The following is an 18448-nucleotide window of genomic DNA, read 5'->3' as shown; positions in this document are numbered from 1 at the left end:
TCAATGTTCACATCTGTTGTATGGAGTAATTATGTTAAAATCTTCCAAATCCAGTCGTTCGTATTTACACCTGATGGAAGAGGTTTTGCCGCGAGTTTCTATTGCCAGAGTTGAGCTGAAAAATTGCTTTTCCTCGACTTATCCATGCCAGCATTTCGTTGATTTTTATCAGCATGGCGAGGAGAAGCCTGTCGTTAACAAGGCGTTAAACAAGTTGTTTTTTGCATCGACCATTGCCGAAAATTACGCCAAATTTCTCAACATCTGGGACTTCATGCATGTATATAAACACATTGATGATAGAACCAGAGAAAAATATTTAAGCAGCAAGCTGGAACCTCTTCTCAGCAGTGAAAATGTGGATTACGTCCATATTAATCGAGAGAAAAACACTTGGTCTCGCACTGGAAAATGCACAGGTTTTTTTGGTATGACACTCTATTTCAAAGACAGATCCTTCCGCTGGATGGAGCTACCTGACAAAGACGATATAGTCCGATATTTCGGTCTGTACCTTGATCTAAAATCTTTCAATTATCCCGAGCTTGCCCCCTATATAACACAAGAACTAAGAGCCATGCACACAGCGCGCGAATATGCTATGAAAGCATTTCGTGACAACCAAAAAGCCAAAAGATTTGGTCTGGAAACGCTGCCTGATAACAGCAGCTTTTCTGTGGAAGCAGACCAACATTCACAAACACCACTGATGTTGGCCATTATAAACAATCAGAAAACTCTTGTTGAACAATTATTGACAGACGGAGCCGATATACATGCCCAAAGCCTGCTCGGCAGCACAGCCGTTATGTTTGCAGCACAGCAAGGTAATATTGAAATGCTTAAATTTCTGGTAATAAAAGGTGCATCGCTGGAAGATAAAAACCTGGCCGGCTGGAGTGTTTTTAATTACGCAGTGCAAGCAAATGCTCTGCTTATGGTGCGATGGCTGCTTGATGAAAAAGGATATAAGCCTTCTTCTATCAGAGAAATCAATACAGCACTGTTCCTGGCATGCAGTAAAGAGCGAGAACAAGTGAATATTAATCTTGTTACCTTTCTGTTCCAGCGATTCGGGTCCATGGCTGGTAATCCCCGGGAGATTGCTGACTGTGCTGAAAACCCCTGGTTTAAAATAAAATATAGTCGTGTAATGTTCAGTCTCGTATTGTGGAGGGCTCTACTCCCAGTCCAAATAGCCGGCAATGCAATACATAAACTGCAAATTGCCTACGAACCACAGGAGTGGTTAAAAATTTGCTTTGAAGCGTTGGCTGAACATGCCTGCCGATCAACGCTTGAACAATTAGATTGCCGGGTTACTGACAGAGTGGATGTACATAATCTTGCAACCTTTCTTGGCTCCAGTCAGCATCTCGAACACCTGCGTTTTCCAAATAAAGGCCTGACTCCCGAAGCAGCTGAAGAACTGATTGATTCGCTAAAAAACAATTCCTTATGCAAACTGAAGTCACTAAGTATTCATGGATCGGAAATTCAAATAAAAGGCGCAATTTCATTGGCTGATTTTTTGATAACAAATACGACCCTTGAAACTCTTGATCTTCAGGGTAATAATCTGGATTCAGCGTCGTTATCAACGATATTTGGTTCCATTGTAAGAAAGCCATGGCAATTAAAATCATTGATTATTTCAGGTAGTAAAGTTGACATAAAATCCACTTTTATATTGGCTAAATTTTTATCGCATCAAGACTGCCGGCTTGAAACTTTGTCGCTAAATGGTATTTCTGGGTTAAAAGAAAATTTACAGATAATTTTTGAAGCACTTCACAATAACCAATCACTGAAAATACTGGATTTCCCGAATTGTGTATTTGACTCTCAATCGATTATTAATTTAATAAGGCGCAATAAAACGTTAACATACATCTCATTAGGAAAAATATCAAATACTCATGATGCGACGTTGATCATTAATAACCTGTTATTCAGCAGTGTACTTCAATACCTGGAGTTCACCGTTACAACATCAGATGAGCTTGTGAGGAAAGATTTCATCAATAGAGCCAGAAGATTACCTGGTGGTGCAGTTGAGTGCAAGGGTGGTTCGTCCGTAAGTGTTATTTTTGGAGTAGAAACAAGATCACTCTGTTTTACAATTAATCAGGAAAAACTACAACTTATAAAGTCGGCGAAATTGCTTTCGGATCAAGTCGCTCCATCAAGCAGTATCAGTTTCTTTCAGCCGCCTGCTGAGTCTCCACGTTTGACACTCGAGCCGGCCAGCCATAACCATGGTCCATTTTAGTCAGTACCCTGCCAACATTTTGGCAGGGTATGGCTTTTTGGAGTTTGAGCTTCTACATGGCGTTCTTTGTAATCCGTTTTATAACAGTGCATTACCAGACTGGGTCAGGTAGCTGGAAGAATACAAAATCACTACCATTCTAACCTGTGATTACTTATTGGAGTGTTTCATGTTAAAAAGCCAGTTTTCTTTTTTTTCAAATGCAGGATGCTCATCCAGTCAGGTTTACCATTATGATTCCACTACCTCAATTCTTGAGTCCTGTCTGGTACGGCGGCCTGAGTTAAGCGAATGGCATGCGTATTCCTTAAGATATAAAAACCTCAAAAATGGTGTTTCAACTGATAAACAAGCCATGCTTGATGAATTAGCTGAACATATCAAGCAGGGTAATATAGACATCATTCAAATGGATGATCGCCTGAAATACATCGATATCCTCTCGCTGTACGCCAATCATATGAACGTACAGGATGGAGTTTATGAGCCCCGTCTTCCTGACGAGCTTCAAATTGAAAAACAATTACTGTGGCTAAATGCGGCTTATGAATTGGCAAAATCCGTCGTGCCAGATCTTGATGCCATAATCGCAGGAGGCCAGACCGACCGCATGCTGTTGCTTCCTCTGGAAACGTTATCCAGCCTCAGCCTGATGTTGAATTATCTGGCAAATACACAATGGGAATGCACAGATGACGCACCTTCTCTCCTGTTATCCAGACAGATTATGGCTGTTTCCATTGCCATGCATCTCGAAAAACAGGCTGTCAGAGATCGTCATTATTCACCAAAAAGGGCTTTAAAATACGAGCTTGAATTGGTAAGTATTTTGTTTGAATTATGGAAAAATGACCCTGATTATTCTGTTAACGCCAGTACTATGCTGGAAGAACGCATGAGCGCATATATTAATAACAGAGAGCGGGTCACGATTTATAGTTCTGCTCTTCTCACGATAGCGTCTGTAAAACATCGACGGCAATATAATATAACTAATAGTATTGACGATCTTGAAGCAGCGATTTTTAAAGCTAAAATGGCCATTGATAATTTATATAATGAGTTCGAGAGCAAAGATATTTATTTCGATGCCCAAACCGCTATCATAAAAGCCAAATTGGATAAGGTGAACTATTTGCTCAAAGACCACTCCCCGATGCAGGCTGCAATCCTTGCAAAAGAGATCCTGTCTGAACATAATGCCTACGCCAGCGAAAAACAACAGGACTTTGCTAAATCAGTGGCTGATCCGACTGTATTTTTTGATAAACAGATTGCCAGCATGTACGAAGAGCAGAGCAATGATAAGCCCGAAGCCGCAAGGATGATTGCTCAACAACTTTTGAGCATGTATGAAGAAAATCATTTTTGTGGCATTAAGCAGGAACATCTGGATCAGGCAAACGCCTTCCTGGCGGATGAGCCCGTAACTGGCTTGTCTATATAAATTTTGTAACCACCCGGGTTGTTGATCAATTTATTCCGTCATTGAACATAATGAGCTGACGTCATCCTGAACGTAGTTAAAGATCTCCTGAGCATGGCTCAGTATTCAACCATTTGAGATCCTTCGCTACGCTCTGGATAACGTACCTGGCGGAAATTAATAAGCGTCTCAAGCGCCAGATGGAGAACTGTTGGGGTCGGAGCGTATGGTCTTGCCCTGCCTGAAAAATTGAAATCATATATCAGAAGACATTGCCGCGCCCCTTTCTTTGGGTAAATCCAGCTCGCTATTGTTCGAGTCCAGCGCTTTCGACAAGGTAAGGGGATTGGGTGAGCCTGAGAATGTGCCGAAGGGGAAACACTTATCCAGCTCCTCAAAAGCTCCGCTCTTTTCCAGATAATCAACTAAATCGACAGATTGTATATTTTCCATTAAATGGTCGAGGCTATTGGTGCCTGGAATTGGAATGGCCCCCTTATGCTCAATCCAGGCCAGAGACAACTGGGCTGGTGTAACGCCGTATTGGGCAGCAAGACTGTGAAAATCCAGCATCAAACGAGCGTTGTGTTTGATATGTTCAATAGAAAACATATCCACATTTTCTCGAGCAATATCGCCTGTCATTCCCAGGCAATCAAAGAATTTTTGTTGAAACTGCTCATCCGGGAGAGAGAAATCATCCAGGCTGATGCGCAAGAGACGGGGATCGGTCAGGCCTCTTATTACGGATGAGTAAGCCATGATAACAATGTCTTCCTGATCACAAATCTCCTTAACGCCGTTAATTTCTGCCCGCCTTGTGACAATAGAATACGCGGACTCAATGGCCGCAATGGTGGTGCCACGCGCCCTTGTCAGTGCGAGGGCGCGTTCAAGTTGCTCTGCGGTGGGTTCCGACAAACCGATATGGCGAATCAAGCCGGCTTCCTGCAGGTTCATTAATTCATCCAGCGCTATTTCCCATGCTGAAACGTAACCTGTTCCAGGGATATAAACCCGATGGCTGGCCAGATCATCCAGTCGATGCAGGCCGACAAAATCCACGGGCGTTTTTTTCAATAGTTCTGAGCATTTTTTTACAGACTCCCGAATCTGATCACGGCTTTGGATGAACTGCTCATCCGCACTGTGGCCAGAAAAATTAATACCAACTTTGGTCGCAAAGAAAGGCTTTTTTTCAGTATCTGAAAAGGCATCAGCCAGCATTGTCTGGTTCTCATCGCCGTAGGTTTCTGCGCTGACAAAAAAATTCACCCCATTCTGGTATGCGGTTTTTAGAATATCAGGATCGCGGGTTTGCAGACAGCCAAAGCCAAGCAGAGATAGTTTTTCATGCTTAAATTGTCGATATTTCATTATTTGCGCTCAAATAATAAAAATTTAAAACCCCTGACCCACGCAGCTGGCGCAGAAGCTGTCAATGAACAGGGCAACGTGTTGCAGGTGTTTCATGGGGACCTGATTCTTAGCGCCTGGCAGAATCGTGACTTTGTAGGTCAGACTGCGTTTCTGGGCGTTGTAAGATGGCTCAGACAATTGCACCACTGTATTCACCACCTTGTTTTTCAATAAATGCAGTTCGATGGCGCTCATGGCGGCATTGGGGGGCATTTTGTTAAAGCTGCTGGCTTTTTTACCTTCTTCCCACTGATGGATAAATTTTGCAGTGGGATAAAGGCCGGTGATGCGGTTAGGACGGTCGGAAAAATACTGTACGTATTCATCCACGCCTTTCAATTTTAAAATATATTGCCCTGGCTGGCCTTCGACCGGGGTAAGGCTGCCGGTTTTGGAAATTTGTACAAACAGCAGATTAACCGGTGCTTTTCTCGCTGGTGCGGATTTGTTTTCCACTGCCCAGGCGGATGTGAGAGTAGTGGTTAATAGAAGAAGTGAGAGCAGAATTTTTTTCATTATGGTAGGTTCCTCTGGTTAAGGGGTAGTGGTTCACTGTTAATTGATCGCTTTACTGCCACCGGAGACGATAAAAAGGGGCTGTGCTGAATAATCAGCGCTGCTGTGCCGTATTTATCCGTTTTTAATGGACTTGTTTCGTCTGCCGCGACATCCAGGTCGTCTTCCGGGCTGCTGTCCGAGGCACTATCATAACTTAAATCGTCAACATTATAAATTGCTTCCGGTATTTCATCGACCTGGCGAGGGGTTTGAAAATATTCAATTAAACGGCTCAGTGTATCCGTAATGGACTGCCACAGCGCCGGTCCCTTCAAGCCCAGTAACTGCAGCATGATGACGAGCGTCGGCAGCGCGAGAACCGCTGACCAGAGAGCGGTTTGTTCATCAATGACGGACTGCCCCAGAACACTGACTGCATTGGGTGAAACATAAAAGGTTCCAGTAAAGCTCATGAGCAGAGAGGTCAGCCCGGTCACGTTCAGCAATCGACCAAAGTACAGCGCATCAAGTCGGGTTTCCCGCTCCGGGCGACCCATGATAATGCCGCCGGCAGCACCTGCGGCAAAGGTCAGCGCTGTCCGGGTATAAAAAGGCATATCGGCTTCGGTGTCGCAGCCGGCTGCAACCATGGCGCTCATGGTCAGGTTATGGATGTTGCTGGCCGCGTCCAGTATGGCAGAAACGGTTTGGGTTACCTGGTGGGTGCTGAAGCGGTTAAGTCTTGATTTTTCACGCCCGGGGTTTTCTTTGTTGGTGATGAGAAAATCGTTTTGAACGGACTGCAGCAGTCCCATGGCCATGCAGGCGAGAACCACCGGCCAGGCGGCCCAGTTTGAAATCTGCACATCCGCGCTTCGTGGTTCGCCTTTGATGGCCTGGATCACCAGTGTGATGAATTCCATGGTCATAGGGATGACAAAATTGGTGACGCTCAGGCCGCTCATGGCTGACATGGCCACACGGTGAGGTACGCGCAGGGAATCCAAACCGGCTTCTTTCAGCGAGCCCATCAGCACCATGGGAGCAGCCACCGCGGGCATTTCATAACGTGCCATGCCGCGGGCGGCGGCGGGTAGGGATTTGGGATAGGCTCGCATGATGGTGACAACCATCCCATAGAGCGCGTTGGCTGCCACAAAGGCACTGCCGGATGGCATGACCAGTCTGCGCTGCAGGTAGTCGGCAATGTCTCTGACAACCTGCGCGCGGGATGGCGCTTCGTCTGGTATTTCAAGGTATTCTTCTGACAGGGTGATGCTTGAAGACAGGTGTGATAGTTCGATATCGTCTTCGTCGCTGCTGTTCGATGTGTCTGGCATATCGCTTTCCATTAGCGTTTTTTAAGTTAAAAAAAACGCACAAAGTTGAAAATTTATCAAAATTATACCATGCAAAGATTAAGCGTTTATTAAGTCTGCAAAGATGGGATGCCCTCTGTACTGGACAAAAACTCCGGGTCGTCATTACCGCGCAGGCGGGAATCTATCCAGGAGCTGGCGAGGGCACAGCATTTACCTTGTTTTGCGGGATGTTCTGTGACCGGGTGTGGCCGCAACGTCGTCTGCGTCTTGCGGGTGATGAAACATGGACAGATTGCCAGGACCCTTTAGAGGCTTTTTCCGGATAGCCTGGTCCAGCATGTCGCCCATGGCAACCTGAGTGGCGGTGCCGCCCAGCAGGCCTCGGATGGTGCGTACCAGCCATAAGCGGCTGCGCAGCTGGCGTATGTATTGCAGCTCTGGTCTTGGTGCCTGCCTCATGTCTCCGTTGATGGCCTGTTTCAGTGCAACAAGGGTTCGTCTGTCCAGGCGGGGGTGAGCCTGAATGAAGGTCTGCAGGCAGCTAATGGCCAGTTGTTTTTTCATTTTCAGCGTGAATTGTGTGTCTTCGCCAACGCTGCGTAACACATCGATCAAATCGTCGGCGCATTGGGCTGTTGCTGCTCTTGTGAGATGCTGCGTTGGAAACTGAAAGTTCTTGATCTGTGCCTTGGTTTTGAGATCCAGCCGTTTATAGCTCGGGGTTTTTTGCACATTTTTGTACAGCATGTGATGAATCATGAACGACGGATTGGCGCGAATGGATTGGCGCTCGGACCACTCCCCACCGTGTTTCAGCTGATCAACTGCCAGGTCCAGAGGTTTTTTCCCACGGGCATTGGCCTTATTGGCAAACTCGCGAAATGATTTCATGATAACCGGGCTGTATTCACCGAGACGAATGGCAACGTGCAGCGGGGTATCGCCCTGTTCAACGGGCAGGTTGAGGTAGCACCGCATGCGTTGATCGATCTGGTCTAGAACATAATCCTGGTCTTCCTTGAGTGTCATGGACAGAATTTCCATGGCTGTGTTCTCGTGATCGGTGTCGCTCATTTGCTGAATAAATGCTCGAAATTCCGGCATGGATAACAGCACCGCGCGCAGGCGCGCCTGCCTTTCTATCACAGCCTGAGTAATCATGGCCAGATTGGCCCGTTCGCCAGGTACCTCAGGATCGTAAGCAGCCGAAACTGCCTGGCTTATAAGTTCCGTCGGCATAAGGATGTGCTTGTATAAATTCAGCCATTTAGCCCGTTGAAAATCCTGCCGCTGGTTGATGTCAGAAAAAGCCCGCACTTCCGACGAGCTATAGGTTTTTCGATCACTTGGCTTAATCAGGTAGCGTCTTTCAGTAAGCCAGTACCAAAACCCGGAATCACGCAAGACGGGGAAATCCAGCAGGTCGCGCGCGGTGATTTTGAAGGCATTTGGCCCATGGCGCCAGTTGAAAAAACGGGCGCCAATAAAGGACATGATGCTGTCTGCCATTTTCATGTCCGCATCGATGGTCTGAAAAATCACCCGCGGTTTGCCGTCGCGCTCTACAATGTAAAATCCCAGGTTCCCTTTGTGCAGATCATCTTCTTCCAGGGTATAGGCTGTGGTCAGAATACTGGCCAGAGATTCCATGTCCAGATTGATGATGCCTTTCTGTTCAGCCTCGGCCAGCATGGGAAACAGGTCTGCGTCAAACTGATCGAAAAAATAGATTGGTATGTCTTCGGCTGCACGCACCCTTTTTTTGGCAAAATAGAGGCTGTTGCCCCGTCGCTTCAGGCTGAGAAAGCGTGGGTTATCCTGTTCGCGTTGATGTGAGGAATAAAACAGATGAGCGGATGCCACGCCCACTATCTGGTTTTCATCGTTTGTTACCAGTGCCTGCGGCGCCGTTAATCCTGGTTGGAGAAACAATTCGGTCAGCGCATTAAAGGCGACTTCCAGACGAGAGAACCTGCTGTCGCCGTATTTATTGAGCTTGTAGATGATACGCCTGTTTTGAGGAACAAAAACAGCCTTGGGATACACCGTATGCCCAGCTTGCGTTGCGCCTCTTGTCTGGATGTCCTGTATATGGATGCGTGCCGGCATGAAAGTATGCAATTTAAAGTCAGTGTGATCGTAATTATAACACCATGCTGCGGCTAATGATATAATCATAATTAGTATAAAATAAACACCATGCATTTATTTTGTACTATAATTTAAGTTAACTACTTGACTGGCACAGGATGGGCATCATGAACAAACTTCCAATAATTGCAGGAACTCTGGTTTTGGCGGCGTCTTTGAGTAGTTGTACCGTGGTTGAAACAACCTACGCCACTCCGGCTTATACCGGAACGTATGTATCCTCCGTAAACTACTATGGCACCAATGCGTATTGGGGGCCTGATTATACCAGCAGCTGGTACGGTGCCGGCGTATATTACGGACCCAGTATTTACAGCTATGACTGGTAAATTTCAATTCTCTACGTTTCCGCGACCTGTTCGCGGAAACGTGAGTCTGTAAGGTAAGTGAAGTCCGTATTTTGCTATTAAGTACTGGTCAGTGCATCATTTGTACTCCCCGCGCAGGCGGGGCTCCTGGTCAAATAAGACTTGGAGCCAGCTTTTGGATAGTTTCCCGCCTGCGCGGGAATGATCGACCGGAGTTTTGTCCCGTACAGAGATTTTGCTATTGCTGATACGGGCTTGATTTTATATTTGATTACATCATCCCAAGGGTGTCGCTGTCGTCCGCTTGAATGCTCAGATCCGGCCCACCTTGCAGGCGTTCGATGTCCGATAATTTCAGTTGCACACTGACGTTGTTTTTTGAATCCGCAAAGCGAATGGCGTTTTCCTTGCTGATTTTTCCTTCATTAAACAGCTTGATCAGGGCCTGATCAAAGGTCTGCATACCCAAATCGGTACTTTTTGCCATGGCCTCTTTGATTTCCTCTATCTTGCCTTTATCAATCAAGTCAGCAATGTAGGGGCTGTTAATCAGCACCTCAACCGCTGGAACGCGTTTCTTGTTGAGCCCAGGAATCAGGCGCAGTGAAATAATCGCGCGCAGGTTCAGGGACAAATCAGCCAGGATCTGGCGTTTCGCATCTTCCGGAAAAAAGTTGATGATCCGTTCCATGGTCTGGTTGGCGTTATTGGCGTGCAGGGTTGACAGGCACAAATGGCCCGTCTGTGCGTAGGCAATCGCGTGCTTCATGGTCTCGCGTTCACGTATTTCACCAATCAAGATAACGTCCGGGGCTTCACGCATGGCGTTTTTCAGCGCGTTTTCATAATTCAGAGTGTCAATCCCGATTTCCCGCTGATCAACAATCGATTTATTATGCGTGTACAGATACTCGATAGGATCTTCAATGGTCAGAATATGACCGTTGTAATTGTTATTTCTGTGATTGATCATGGACGCCAGGGCGGTCGATTTTCCCGAACTGGTGGCGCCCACCACGAGGATGAGCCCTCTTTGTTCCATCACCAGGCTGTGCAGCAGGGGAGGCAGACCCAGCGTTTCAAGGTCGGGAACATGTTGTTTGATGTAACGTACAACCATGCCTATCTGACCGCGCTGACGAAATAAATTGACCCGAAAGCGTCCGATCCCCTCCATCGAAAGAGCCATATTCAATTCCATATTGGCATCGAACTCCTTTCGCTGCGCATCATTCAATATGGATTGCGTAATTTCAGCCATCTGCATAGGCTTCAGGGGTGCCTGTCCTATTGGTATCATTTCGCCTTCCAGCTTGATGTGAGGCGGGGTACCAACGCTGAAAAACAGATCAGAGGCATTGCGTTCCATCATGAGTTTGAAAAAAGGCGTGATATCCAAAATACTCACCTTGTTTATTGTTTTGTTACTTTTAAGTGTAGTTAAAAAAATGAAAATAACACGCGTTAATGATTGTTTGATATACAGATAATTTATAATAAATACATAAAATCCCCATCCTTTCAGGACATGGTACAGTCTGTTACCACGCAGCCCGGATGCCTGATTAGACGACAGGCAAAGCCATCTGCTAGAATTATCTGACCGTATTTGTACTGATTATGGATAACAATGACTATCGACGAACAGGAAGAAAAACCGATTGGCCCGCGACTGGCCGCCGCTGTATTTTTTTCCATTTATGCGCTGTGCTTTCTGATTTTTGCCAAATATACCCTGTTGTCCATTACCGACAGTCTGAAGCTGCCCCTGTTTCCTTCGGTGTTCCTTGTTCTGTTCACAGGCGCTTATCTTGGTGGGCTGTTTGGTACGGTGCTGGCCAAAAGCAGGCTCTGGTATCATTCTCTCATTATTGGCTGCGTCATGGCGGTACTGGCTATTCTTCTGATTAGTCTGGCGGTGATGATCCACGCCTGGTTCTTTGACAGCGCGTTTTTTGCCCGCCTGCACAACTGGCGGGATTATTTTGTAATCTATGGCATGCTGGTTCTATCGATAAGCCTGATTGTTGGTCTGTGGCTTGTGCCTCTGACCGGCCTTGCTGCCATTTATTTTAATAAACAGTTTCTGCCCGGCCTGCTTGCCGTGGATCAGCAGCGTATTGAAGAAAACAAGCGTCAGCGTGATCAATCGGATGACTAGACATCAACAGCTGTTTGCCCTGCTGAAACAAGGGGCTACGATCATCACACCCAATAATCGTCTGTCCAGTCACATTCTCACCCGTTTTGCCCGCGCCGAGAACGGGATGGTGCTCGAGAAGCCGCGTTGCCTGCCCTGGCAAACGTATCTTCAGGATGTATATCGGCAGCATGTCTGCCAGCGGCCCAGTGACTCGCTGCCCGTTTTGATTAATGCTCAGCAGCAGCGCTTTCTCTGGACTCGTGTGATAGCCAGCCATCTGGGTGAGCCTCTGAATCAGGGGCTTGTCGATGAAATACAGGAAGCCTGGCGGCGCTGTCTGCAATGGCAGCTGGACTGGAACCAGGCCGCTTTTTCACTGACACCGCAGACAAGGCAGTTTCAGGACTGGGCGCGACAGGTACAGACTGAGTTGCAGCGTCGCGAGCTGATCGTCTCCGAACAGCTGGTTGATTTGCTAAAGCGTCAACAGACCGGGATAAAGCCCGGAACGGTAGTCTGGTATTGCTTTGATGATTACACCCCACAGCAAAAACAGTGGCAGCGTTACCTGGAGGAGCAGGGCTGCACTGTGCTCTGTCTCGATCTGGATGAAACGGACGAATCAGCCGCTGTGTACGAAGCCAGCGATGAAGATGACGAGCGCCTGCAATTGCTCTCCTGGCTGCAGACGCAGCTGGCTGAGGGGCATGAGCGCATTGCGGTGGTGGTGCCTGATCTGCAGAATCAGGAGCAGCGCCTGCAGCGTCTGCTGCAACGGCATCTGCCGGCCTCGCTCTTTGATATTTCACTTGGTCAGCCCTTAACGCAGTTTCCTCTGGTTGCTCACGCCTTGTCCTGGCTGGAACTGGGATCATCATCCATCAGCAGCCAACAGGCGCGACTGATCCTGTCTTCGCCTTATCTGGGGGATGCCAGCCGCGAAATGATGGGGCGGGCGCAGATGATGCATGACAGTGCCGTCATGCAGGAGCATCGTATTGATTACGCTATGTTTTTGAGTGAACTGCAACGCTACGCCCCAGGCCTTGCAAGTCTCATCGCCGCCATGACTGACTATCCAAAGCAGGGCAGCGTGTATGACTGGATTCAGGCGTTTACCACACGCCTGCATGCACTGGGCTTTCCGGGCGACCATTCGCTGAATTCCGCGACCTGGCAATGTTATCACCGCTTTCTCGCTCTGTTTGATGAAATGAAACAGCTGGCCATGCTGTCATCCAGCCTGACCCTTTCTCAGGCCTTGTCGACCCTGACCATGCTGGCCAGAAACACCGTGTTCCAGCCACAAAAAACCGAATCCCGCATTCAGATTCTGGGCCTTCTGGAAGCCTCAGGCTGTTATTTTGACCGCCTGTGGGTGATGAGTACCACAGACGACTGTCTACCGCAAAAAACACGGCTGTCGGCCTTTATTCCGGCCCGTCTGCAACGTGAACTGGCCATGCCCCATGCCTGTCCGGATCGAGAGCTGCTACTAGCCACGCGCATCGTGTCCCGTTTGAAAAACAGCAGCCGGCAAAGCGTCTTCAGTTACCCGCGTTTAAGTAAAGACAAGCCAAATCTGCCCAGTCCGCTGCTGCGTGAGCTCGCGGGGTATCAGGCACGGGCCTCGCAGATTCCACCTGCGGAACTGGCTTTGGAAAGCTTTACTGAAGATTATCTCATTCCGTTTTTACCTTCAGAGCCACTGACAGGCAGCAGCTCCCTGCTGGCCGATCAGGCCAAGTGCCCATTCCGTGCTTTTGCCGGATACCGATTGCAGGCAAAAAGGGGGCTGTCTTTGTCGGATGGGCCAAATCAGATGGAACGAGGGCAGATCATCCACAGAATAATGGAACTGGTGTGGCGAAAGCTTGAGCGTCAGGAGCATCTGTTTACGTATTCGGAGGCCGAGCTGGATCAGATAATTGAACAGGCGATTGAGCAGGGGCTGCGGCCATGGCAGGCTCTGCGAACGCATTCCTTTCCTCCCTTGATCCAGGCCGTTGAGCGTCAGCGCCTGCGTGCTCTGGTTCTGGCCTGTCTGGACTGGGAAAAAAAACGTCCGGCTTTTACGGTGGAAAGCCTGGAGCAGTCCTATGCGCTTGAGCTGGCCGGCATTACCTTTAATCTGCGCGTGGACAGGATGGACAGGGTGGCCAACGATAAAAAATGGGTGATTGATTATAAAAGCTCCCTGCCTGTGGGTTCACCCTGGCAGGATGAGCGACCAAAAGAACCGCAGATATTGTTATATGCTCTTTTGGATGAGCGTATCAGTACCATGCTCTTCGGCGAGCTGAAGGCAGGGCACATGACCTGCAAGGGCTTTAGCGAGGAAGCACAGGACTTACCCGGCATTAAGAGCCCCCAGGCCGGTGAGAGCTGGCAGGAATACCGCGAGCAATGGCGCAGCGCATTGCATGAGCTGGCGGAAGAGTATCAACGTGGACATTGCCCTCCGCAGCCAGTCAGTCTTTCGGTCTGCCAGCAATGCGATTTTCAGAGCCTGTGCCGTTTTGGCATGAGCGACATGGAAGACGATGCTTCTTCCGATGTAATTTGAGGTAAATACAATCTTATGAATCACGTCATCATGGGTTACGGGTATTGCGGCTTTCATCTGGCGGCCTACCTGCGCCAGCAACATCAAACGGTGATCACGCTGTCGCGTCATCTGGACGAATCGCTGCGTCTGCCCGACGTTACTCATCTGGTACAGGATGCACTGAAACCACTGCCTGAGGACTATCCAGGCTGTGTGCTGTATTACCTGATTCCTCCTCCTCAGGAGGGTCGGGAAGACACGCTGCTGCGCCAGTTTCTGGCGAATACGAACATCAAACCCTCACGCATGGTCTATTTTGGATCCAGCGCTGTGTATGGCTCTCAGCATGGACAATGGGTAGACGAGCAAACCCCCTGTCATCCCGAAACGGATCGCCAGTTCCGTCGCCTGGATGCTGAGTCTCAATGGCAGGCCTATGGCCAGCGGCATGGTATTGAGACGATGGTTTTACGGGTAGCCGGAATTTATGGCCCTAATCGTCTGCCGATAGAGGGCGCAAGGCAGCAAATGCCGCTGATTAACCCTGATGAGGCGCCGTTTACCAATCATATCTACGTTCACGACCTGGTGAAGGTGGCGGCCCGCCTCTCAGCTGCGGGCGTTTATAATGTAGCCGATGGACAGCCCATGCCGATGGGGAGCCTGCAGCAGCAGGTCGCCCTGACTCTGGGATTTCCAGCAGCAGCGACGCAGAGCTTTGCTCAGGCTCTGCGTGAAGCCAGTCCCATGAAGCGCGAGTTTATGCAAAGCTCTAAACGATTGATGATTAAGGCCCTTCAACAGGCATTAACTGATTTTCAACCTACCCCGCTGGCATCAGCCATCAAGGATAGCTTATGAACGACGCATTGATAGAACAAGAGACCATGAACTGGATACGCAGTTTTGTGATGGAGTACAACATTTGCCCTTTCGCCAGCCGGGTGGTGGAGCAGGGCAGTCTGCAGATTGTTGTGATGCACGAGACCGAGTCAGCCGCGGCACAGGATGCTCTTATGCGCGCCTTTCAGCAACTGGATGAGCAGGCCGAAATTGAAACCATGCTGCTGGTGATGCCATCCTTTCTCAGTGATTTTTTCGATTACCTCGATTTTGTGGCGGATGCTGAAGACCGGATGCAGGAGCTGGGTTACGAAGGCGTGTATCAGCTGGCCACCTTTCATCCACAATACTGCTTTGCCGGCGTGGATTCTGAGGATGTTACCAATTACACCAACCGCAGTCCATATCCCATGCTGCATCTCTTGCGTGAAGACAGTCTGGACAAGGCGATTGATTATTACGGCGATACGGACAGTATTCCAGAGCACAACATGGAGACCCTGCGTAAGCTGGGTCTCAGGAAAGTGCAGGCACTGCTGAAGAGTCTGAAATAAGCGCGACGTTATGGCCTAAACTGAATAATCGAACATCAGGGTTATTAGCTGTCACGAAACAAACTCCCTTCTCCCTTTCAGGGAGAAGGGTTGGGGATGAGGGTTATTTAATCAGATAAACCCTTACTTGAGGCAGAGCCTGTAACGTTTACTCTGCGGTTTCAGATCTGTAGCTCCGAGCATTTGATGGGCTTACCCTCATCCCCAGCCCTTCTCCCTTAACCAGGGAGAAGGGAGCGGTACGGTGTGAAAATTGAACATCAGGGTGACGAGCTGGCACGAAACAGACTTCCTTCTTAACCAGGAAGAAGGGAGCAGTCTGGTGAGAAAACTGAACACCAGATTGTGCCCGGGGATAAATCGAGGTTTTTCCCATAGCCTGAGCCTGCTTTATCGGCTTTCAACCACACCGCAGGCAATGCGCGCACCGCCGCCTCCCAGTGGGGGCTGGTTGCTGTAATTATCCCCGCCCGCGTGTATCATCACCGCCAGGCCTTTCACGTCAGCGGTGGTCAGGTGAGGTGCCAGCAGCGTGCCACTGGTATGGCCGTCGGCGGCCACAATCAGCACGGGCAAATCTCCTTTGTGCCCTGCACCCAAAGGCCCAAGATGGCTGTCTGTTTTGGCTGGGTCATAATGCGAACCCGCATCCATGCCCGCGTTCCCGCAATTACCCTGCTGGTGAATATGAAAACCGTGCGGGCCAGGCGGAAGCCCCGTCAGAGCCGGTGTAATCACCAGGCCTTTGTCGCTGTCCTGAAACGTAATCTGGCCCAGATTTTTGTGAGCGCTGTCCGTTGAAAAAATCACGCTGTTCAGGGTGTCTGCCTGCGCGCTTGAGCAGGCCAGTAAAACCAGTAGCGACAAATGGTATCGATTCATGATAATCCCTTATTTTTTGCTGGAAAAATCCCAGGTTTCGAGCTGCTCGCCCAGGCAGATTCCCATAAAGATAATAAAAATATAACCCGACCCTGAATAGAATAGTAGGGAATCAGACAGGTTGCCAATGGTGAATGGTAATAACATCCCCAGCGCTGGAATACGCATGGTTTGCAAACGCAGGGAGGTTGTAAACAGACTGATAAGAAAAAAGGCCATGGCCGCGATACCCAGCAGGCCAAACTCAGACGCCATCAGCCAGTATTGGCTGTGTGGCTCCCACAGGTCATGACCCCAGGATGGAACCGGATTTTCCATATGAAAATAATACTGAAAACTGGCTGTGCCATTACCGGCAAAAGGGTGTCTCACAAACAGGTCTCGGGCAAAATCATGAAACTGCAGGCGCAGACCGACGGATGAATCCTTTTCGTTGTGATGATAGGCATGAACCTGTTCGATGATGGAACTCAGCCCCGTACGCATTTGCGGAATCTGAAAATAACTCAAGCCAAAGACAAGCGACACGAGAGCCGCGCCTGCCAGAGCCTGCCGCCAGGAGCAGAGCTGGGTGAGCAGCAGCAGAGCCAGTAACAGATAAATGATATACCCGGTGCGCCCATGATTTACGAACAGCGTGTGATAGGTATAAACCAGGGTAAGCAGTATATACAGGGCGCGCAGTCCGCCTCTTGTCTGCCTGTATGCCAGCCAGGCCGACAGGTAGGCGGCAAAGGCAACCATGAATCCTGTCATGATATGGTTTCGAAACACACGATCAGGGTCGATATTAAATGCATCGAGAAAGCCGAGATCTTTCAGAATGGATATCGAGCAGGTGAGCAGCATGGCCAGTAAAAACGCCTGCAGAGCGTAATGCCGGGTCCGTTCTTTATGAAAGCCTATCACCATGACGGAAAGGAACATGACCTTACAATATTTTTCCACCACAAAAAACTGGTTATGTGGCGTGGCGGGACTCCACAGACAGGCAACGATCGACAGAATAAACATGAGCAAGGCAGCCCAGGCCCAGTCTCGCTTGACTACCCAGCACAGGTATCGGCAATAGCTGGGGGTGAGCACAATCGCCAGTGACGCCAGGAGAAGAAACAGCCCTTTTCCAGTGGAACTGATAGGAACGACGCCTATGGTCAGCACCAGGAGTGTTGGAATCAGAATGCGGGCTGAAAAATTGCTGACAGAGATCGGTGTTTTATCCATTACGACCATTCGTATCTGGCAGGTTATCAATCCTCGCATCTGGGTAAATCTGTTTAATACCACGATAAAAGGTTCCCTGTGCGTTAAACACAGCCAGCAAAAAGCCGGCTTTGCCATCCAGGAATCCTCGCTGCAGGATAAAACAGCGGAAAAACATCCAGCCTGTGTTGAGCAAAACGCTGGCAAAGCCAGGTGCTGGATTTTTTTTCATGCGGATTTTGGCACTGTAGGAAGAATAACGATTCATTTTGTACAAGGCATGGCTGACGTCACGAAAGGAGTGATGCATGATCGGACTGGACAACTGTATGATGCGGCTGTTGGGCGGCAGAATAATTTTTTCATGAACAATATCATTGCTATAGCGCGCGCCTTCGCGTCGGAACAGGCGAATATGTCGTGAGGGGCTGGATGAGTAGCGCAGGGGTTCGTCGTAAAAATTCATGCAGATCGGGATGCGGCAGGCATCGCACTCGTCAGCCAGCATGGTTGATTCAATCATGCTTTTCAACTCATCGTCTACTGATTCATCCGCGTCCAGATTCAGTACCCAGTCGCCCGAAGCGCAGCTGAGCGCGCGCTGTTTCTGTACGCCATAACCCTGCCAGTCTTCGTTGGTAAATACTTTGTCAGTGAATTCCCGCGCGATGGCAACGGTGTTATCGCGACTGCCCGCATCAAGCACGATGATTTCCTGAGCCCAGCTGACAGAGGCAAGGCATCGTCTGATGTTGGTTTCCTCGTTTTTGGTAATAATAATAACGGTGAGCATGTGCCGGCCAGAGTTGTGAATAAAATCGAGGTATTGTATACGGAGAGTGGCATAAATGTAAGAGGGGGGCTGTATCACCTTAAGCT

The 18448-nt window shown here is 48.9% G+C and carries 15 protein-coding genes; 7 read left to right on the top strand and 8 right to left on the bottom strand.

The genetic code is table 11. The annotated features are described in order from the left end of the window. Positions 1-31: 31 nt before the first annotated feature. On the top strand, positions 32-2272 hold the full coding sequence (locus ACQUTA_RS08025) for an ankyrin repeat domain-containing protein (protein WP_444987715.1): 2241 nt from the start codon (positions 32-34) through the stop codon (positions 2270-2272). A gap of 355 nt (positions 2273-2627) precedes the next feature. Beyond that, positions 2628-3719, top strand: coding sequence for a hypothetical protein (locus tag ACQUTA_RS08020; protein WP_444987714.1), 1092 nt, complete (start codon positions 2628-2630; stop codon positions 3717-3719). Between the two features lie 234 nt (positions 3720-3953). Here ACQUTA_RS08020 and ACQUTA_RS08015 read toward each other — a convergent pair whose 3' ends face one another. From ACQUTA_RS08015 to ankK, 4 genes are all read right to left on the bottom strand, one after another. Further along, positions 3954-5075, bottom strand: a complete 1122-nt coding sequence (locus ACQUTA_RS08015; RefSeq protein WP_444987713.1) for an aldo/keto reductase — start codon at positions 5073-5075, stop codon at positions 3954-3956. 24 nt (positions 5076-5099) lie between these two features. Then, positions 5100-5633: a hypothetical protein gene (locus tag ACQUTA_RS08010; protein WP_444987712.1), complete on the bottom strand. Its 534-nt coding sequence runs from the start codon at positions 5631-5633 to the stop codon at positions 5100-5102. After that, positions 5633-6955 (bottom strand): hypothetical protein, encoded by a 1323-nt coding sequence (locus ACQUTA_RS08005; RefSeq protein WP_444987711.1) that lies wholly within the window; start codon positions 6953-6955, stop codon positions 5633-5635. The genes ACQUTA_RS08010 and ACQUTA_RS08005 overlap by 1 nt, the downstream gene beginning before the upstream one ends. Before the next feature lie 192 nt (positions 6956-7147). Then, positions 7148-9046 (bottom strand): Dot/Icm T4SS effector AnkK/LegA5, encoded by a 1899-nt coding sequence (gene ankK, locus ACQUTA_RS08000; protein ID WP_444987710.1) that lies wholly within the window; start codon positions 9044-9046, stop codon positions 7148-7150. Between the two features lie 149 nt (positions 9047-9195). Here ankK and ACQUTA_RS07995 point away from each other — a divergent pair, with 149 nt between their 5' ends. After that, the gene (locus tag ACQUTA_RS07995) at positions 9196-9417 is read left to right on the top strand and encodes a hypothetical protein (RefSeq protein WP_444987709.1); all 222 of its coding nucleotides are present in this window, start codon (positions 9196-9198) and stop codon (positions 9415-9417) included. 250 nt (positions 9418-9667) lie between these two features. On the opposite strand, the gene ACQUTA_RS07990 is transcribed toward ACQUTA_RS07995, so the two are convergent. Then, a complete protein-coding gene (locus ACQUTA_RS07990) occupies positions 9668-10795 on the bottom strand; it encodes a PilT/PilU family type 4a pilus ATPase (RefSeq protein ID WP_444987708.1) in 1128 nt (375 codons plus the stop codon). 231 nt (positions 10796-11026) lie between these two features. Between ACQUTA_RS07990 and ACQUTA_RS07985 the strand changes: the two genes are divergently transcribed. Genes ACQUTA_RS07985 through ACQUTA_RS07970 form a run of 4 tightly spaced genes read left to right on the top strand, consistent with a single transcriptional unit; the run spans position 11027 to position 15484 of the window. Further along, positions 11027-11557 carry a hypothetical protein gene (locus ACQUTA_RS07985; RefSeq protein ID WP_444987707.1) on the top strand — a complete coding sequence of 177 codons (531 nt, stop codon included), beginning with the start codon at positions 11027-11029 and terminating at the stop codon, positions 11555-11557. Further along, a complete protein-coding gene (locus ACQUTA_RS07980) occupies positions 11550-14105 on the top strand; it encodes a PD-(D/E)XK nuclease family protein (RefSeq protein WP_444987706.1) in 2556 nt (851 codons plus the stop codon). The genes ACQUTA_RS07985 and ACQUTA_RS07980 overlap by 8 nt, the downstream gene beginning before the upstream one ends. Positions 14106-14120: 15 nt before the next feature. After that, positions 14121-14948 carry an NAD-dependent epimerase/dehydratase family protein gene (locus tag ACQUTA_RS07975; protein WP_444987705.1) on the top strand — a complete coding sequence of 276 codons (828 nt, stop codon included), beginning with the start codon at positions 14121-14123 and terminating at the stop codon, positions 14946-14948. Next, on the top strand, positions 14945-15484 hold the full coding sequence (locus ACQUTA_RS07970; protein ID WP_444987704.1) for a DUF1415 domain-containing protein: 540 nt from the start codon (positions 14945-14947) through the stop codon (positions 15482-15484). Before ACQUTA_RS07975 ends, ACQUTA_RS07970 begins: the two co-directional genes overlap by 4 nt. Before the next feature lie 390 nt (positions 15485-15874). Here the strand turns inward: ACQUTA_RS07970 and ACQUTA_RS07965 are convergent, their stop codons facing one another. From ACQUTA_RS07965 to ACQUTA_RS07955, 3 genes are read right to left on the bottom strand one after another with little or no spacing between them, the layout of a single operon-like run. Further along, positions 15875-16366 carry a superoxide dismutase family protein gene (locus ACQUTA_RS07965; protein WP_444987703.1) on the bottom strand — a complete coding sequence of 164 codons (492 nt, stop codon included), beginning with the start codon at positions 16364-16366 and terminating at the stop codon, positions 15875-15877. Between the two features lie 9 nt (positions 16367-16375). Further along, complete coding sequence (locus ACQUTA_RS07960) at positions 16376-17629, bottom strand: O-antigen ligase family protein (RefSeq protein WP_444987702.1); 1254 nt, start codon at positions 17627-17629, stop codon at positions 16376-16378. Next, positions 17583-18362 (bottom strand): glycosyltransferase family 2 protein, encoded by a 780-nt coding sequence (locus ACQUTA_RS07955; protein WP_444987701.1) that lies wholly within the window; start codon positions 18360-18362, stop codon positions 17583-17585. The genes ACQUTA_RS07960 and ACQUTA_RS07955 overlap by 47 nt, the downstream gene beginning before the upstream one ends. Positions 18363-18448 lie beyond the last annotated feature (86 nt).

The sequence above is a fragment of the Legionella navarrensis genome (genome assembly GCF_052527415.1).
Note: the sequence above shows the minus strand (reverse complement) of the source record. Positions and strands in the feature narration are given on the sequence as shown.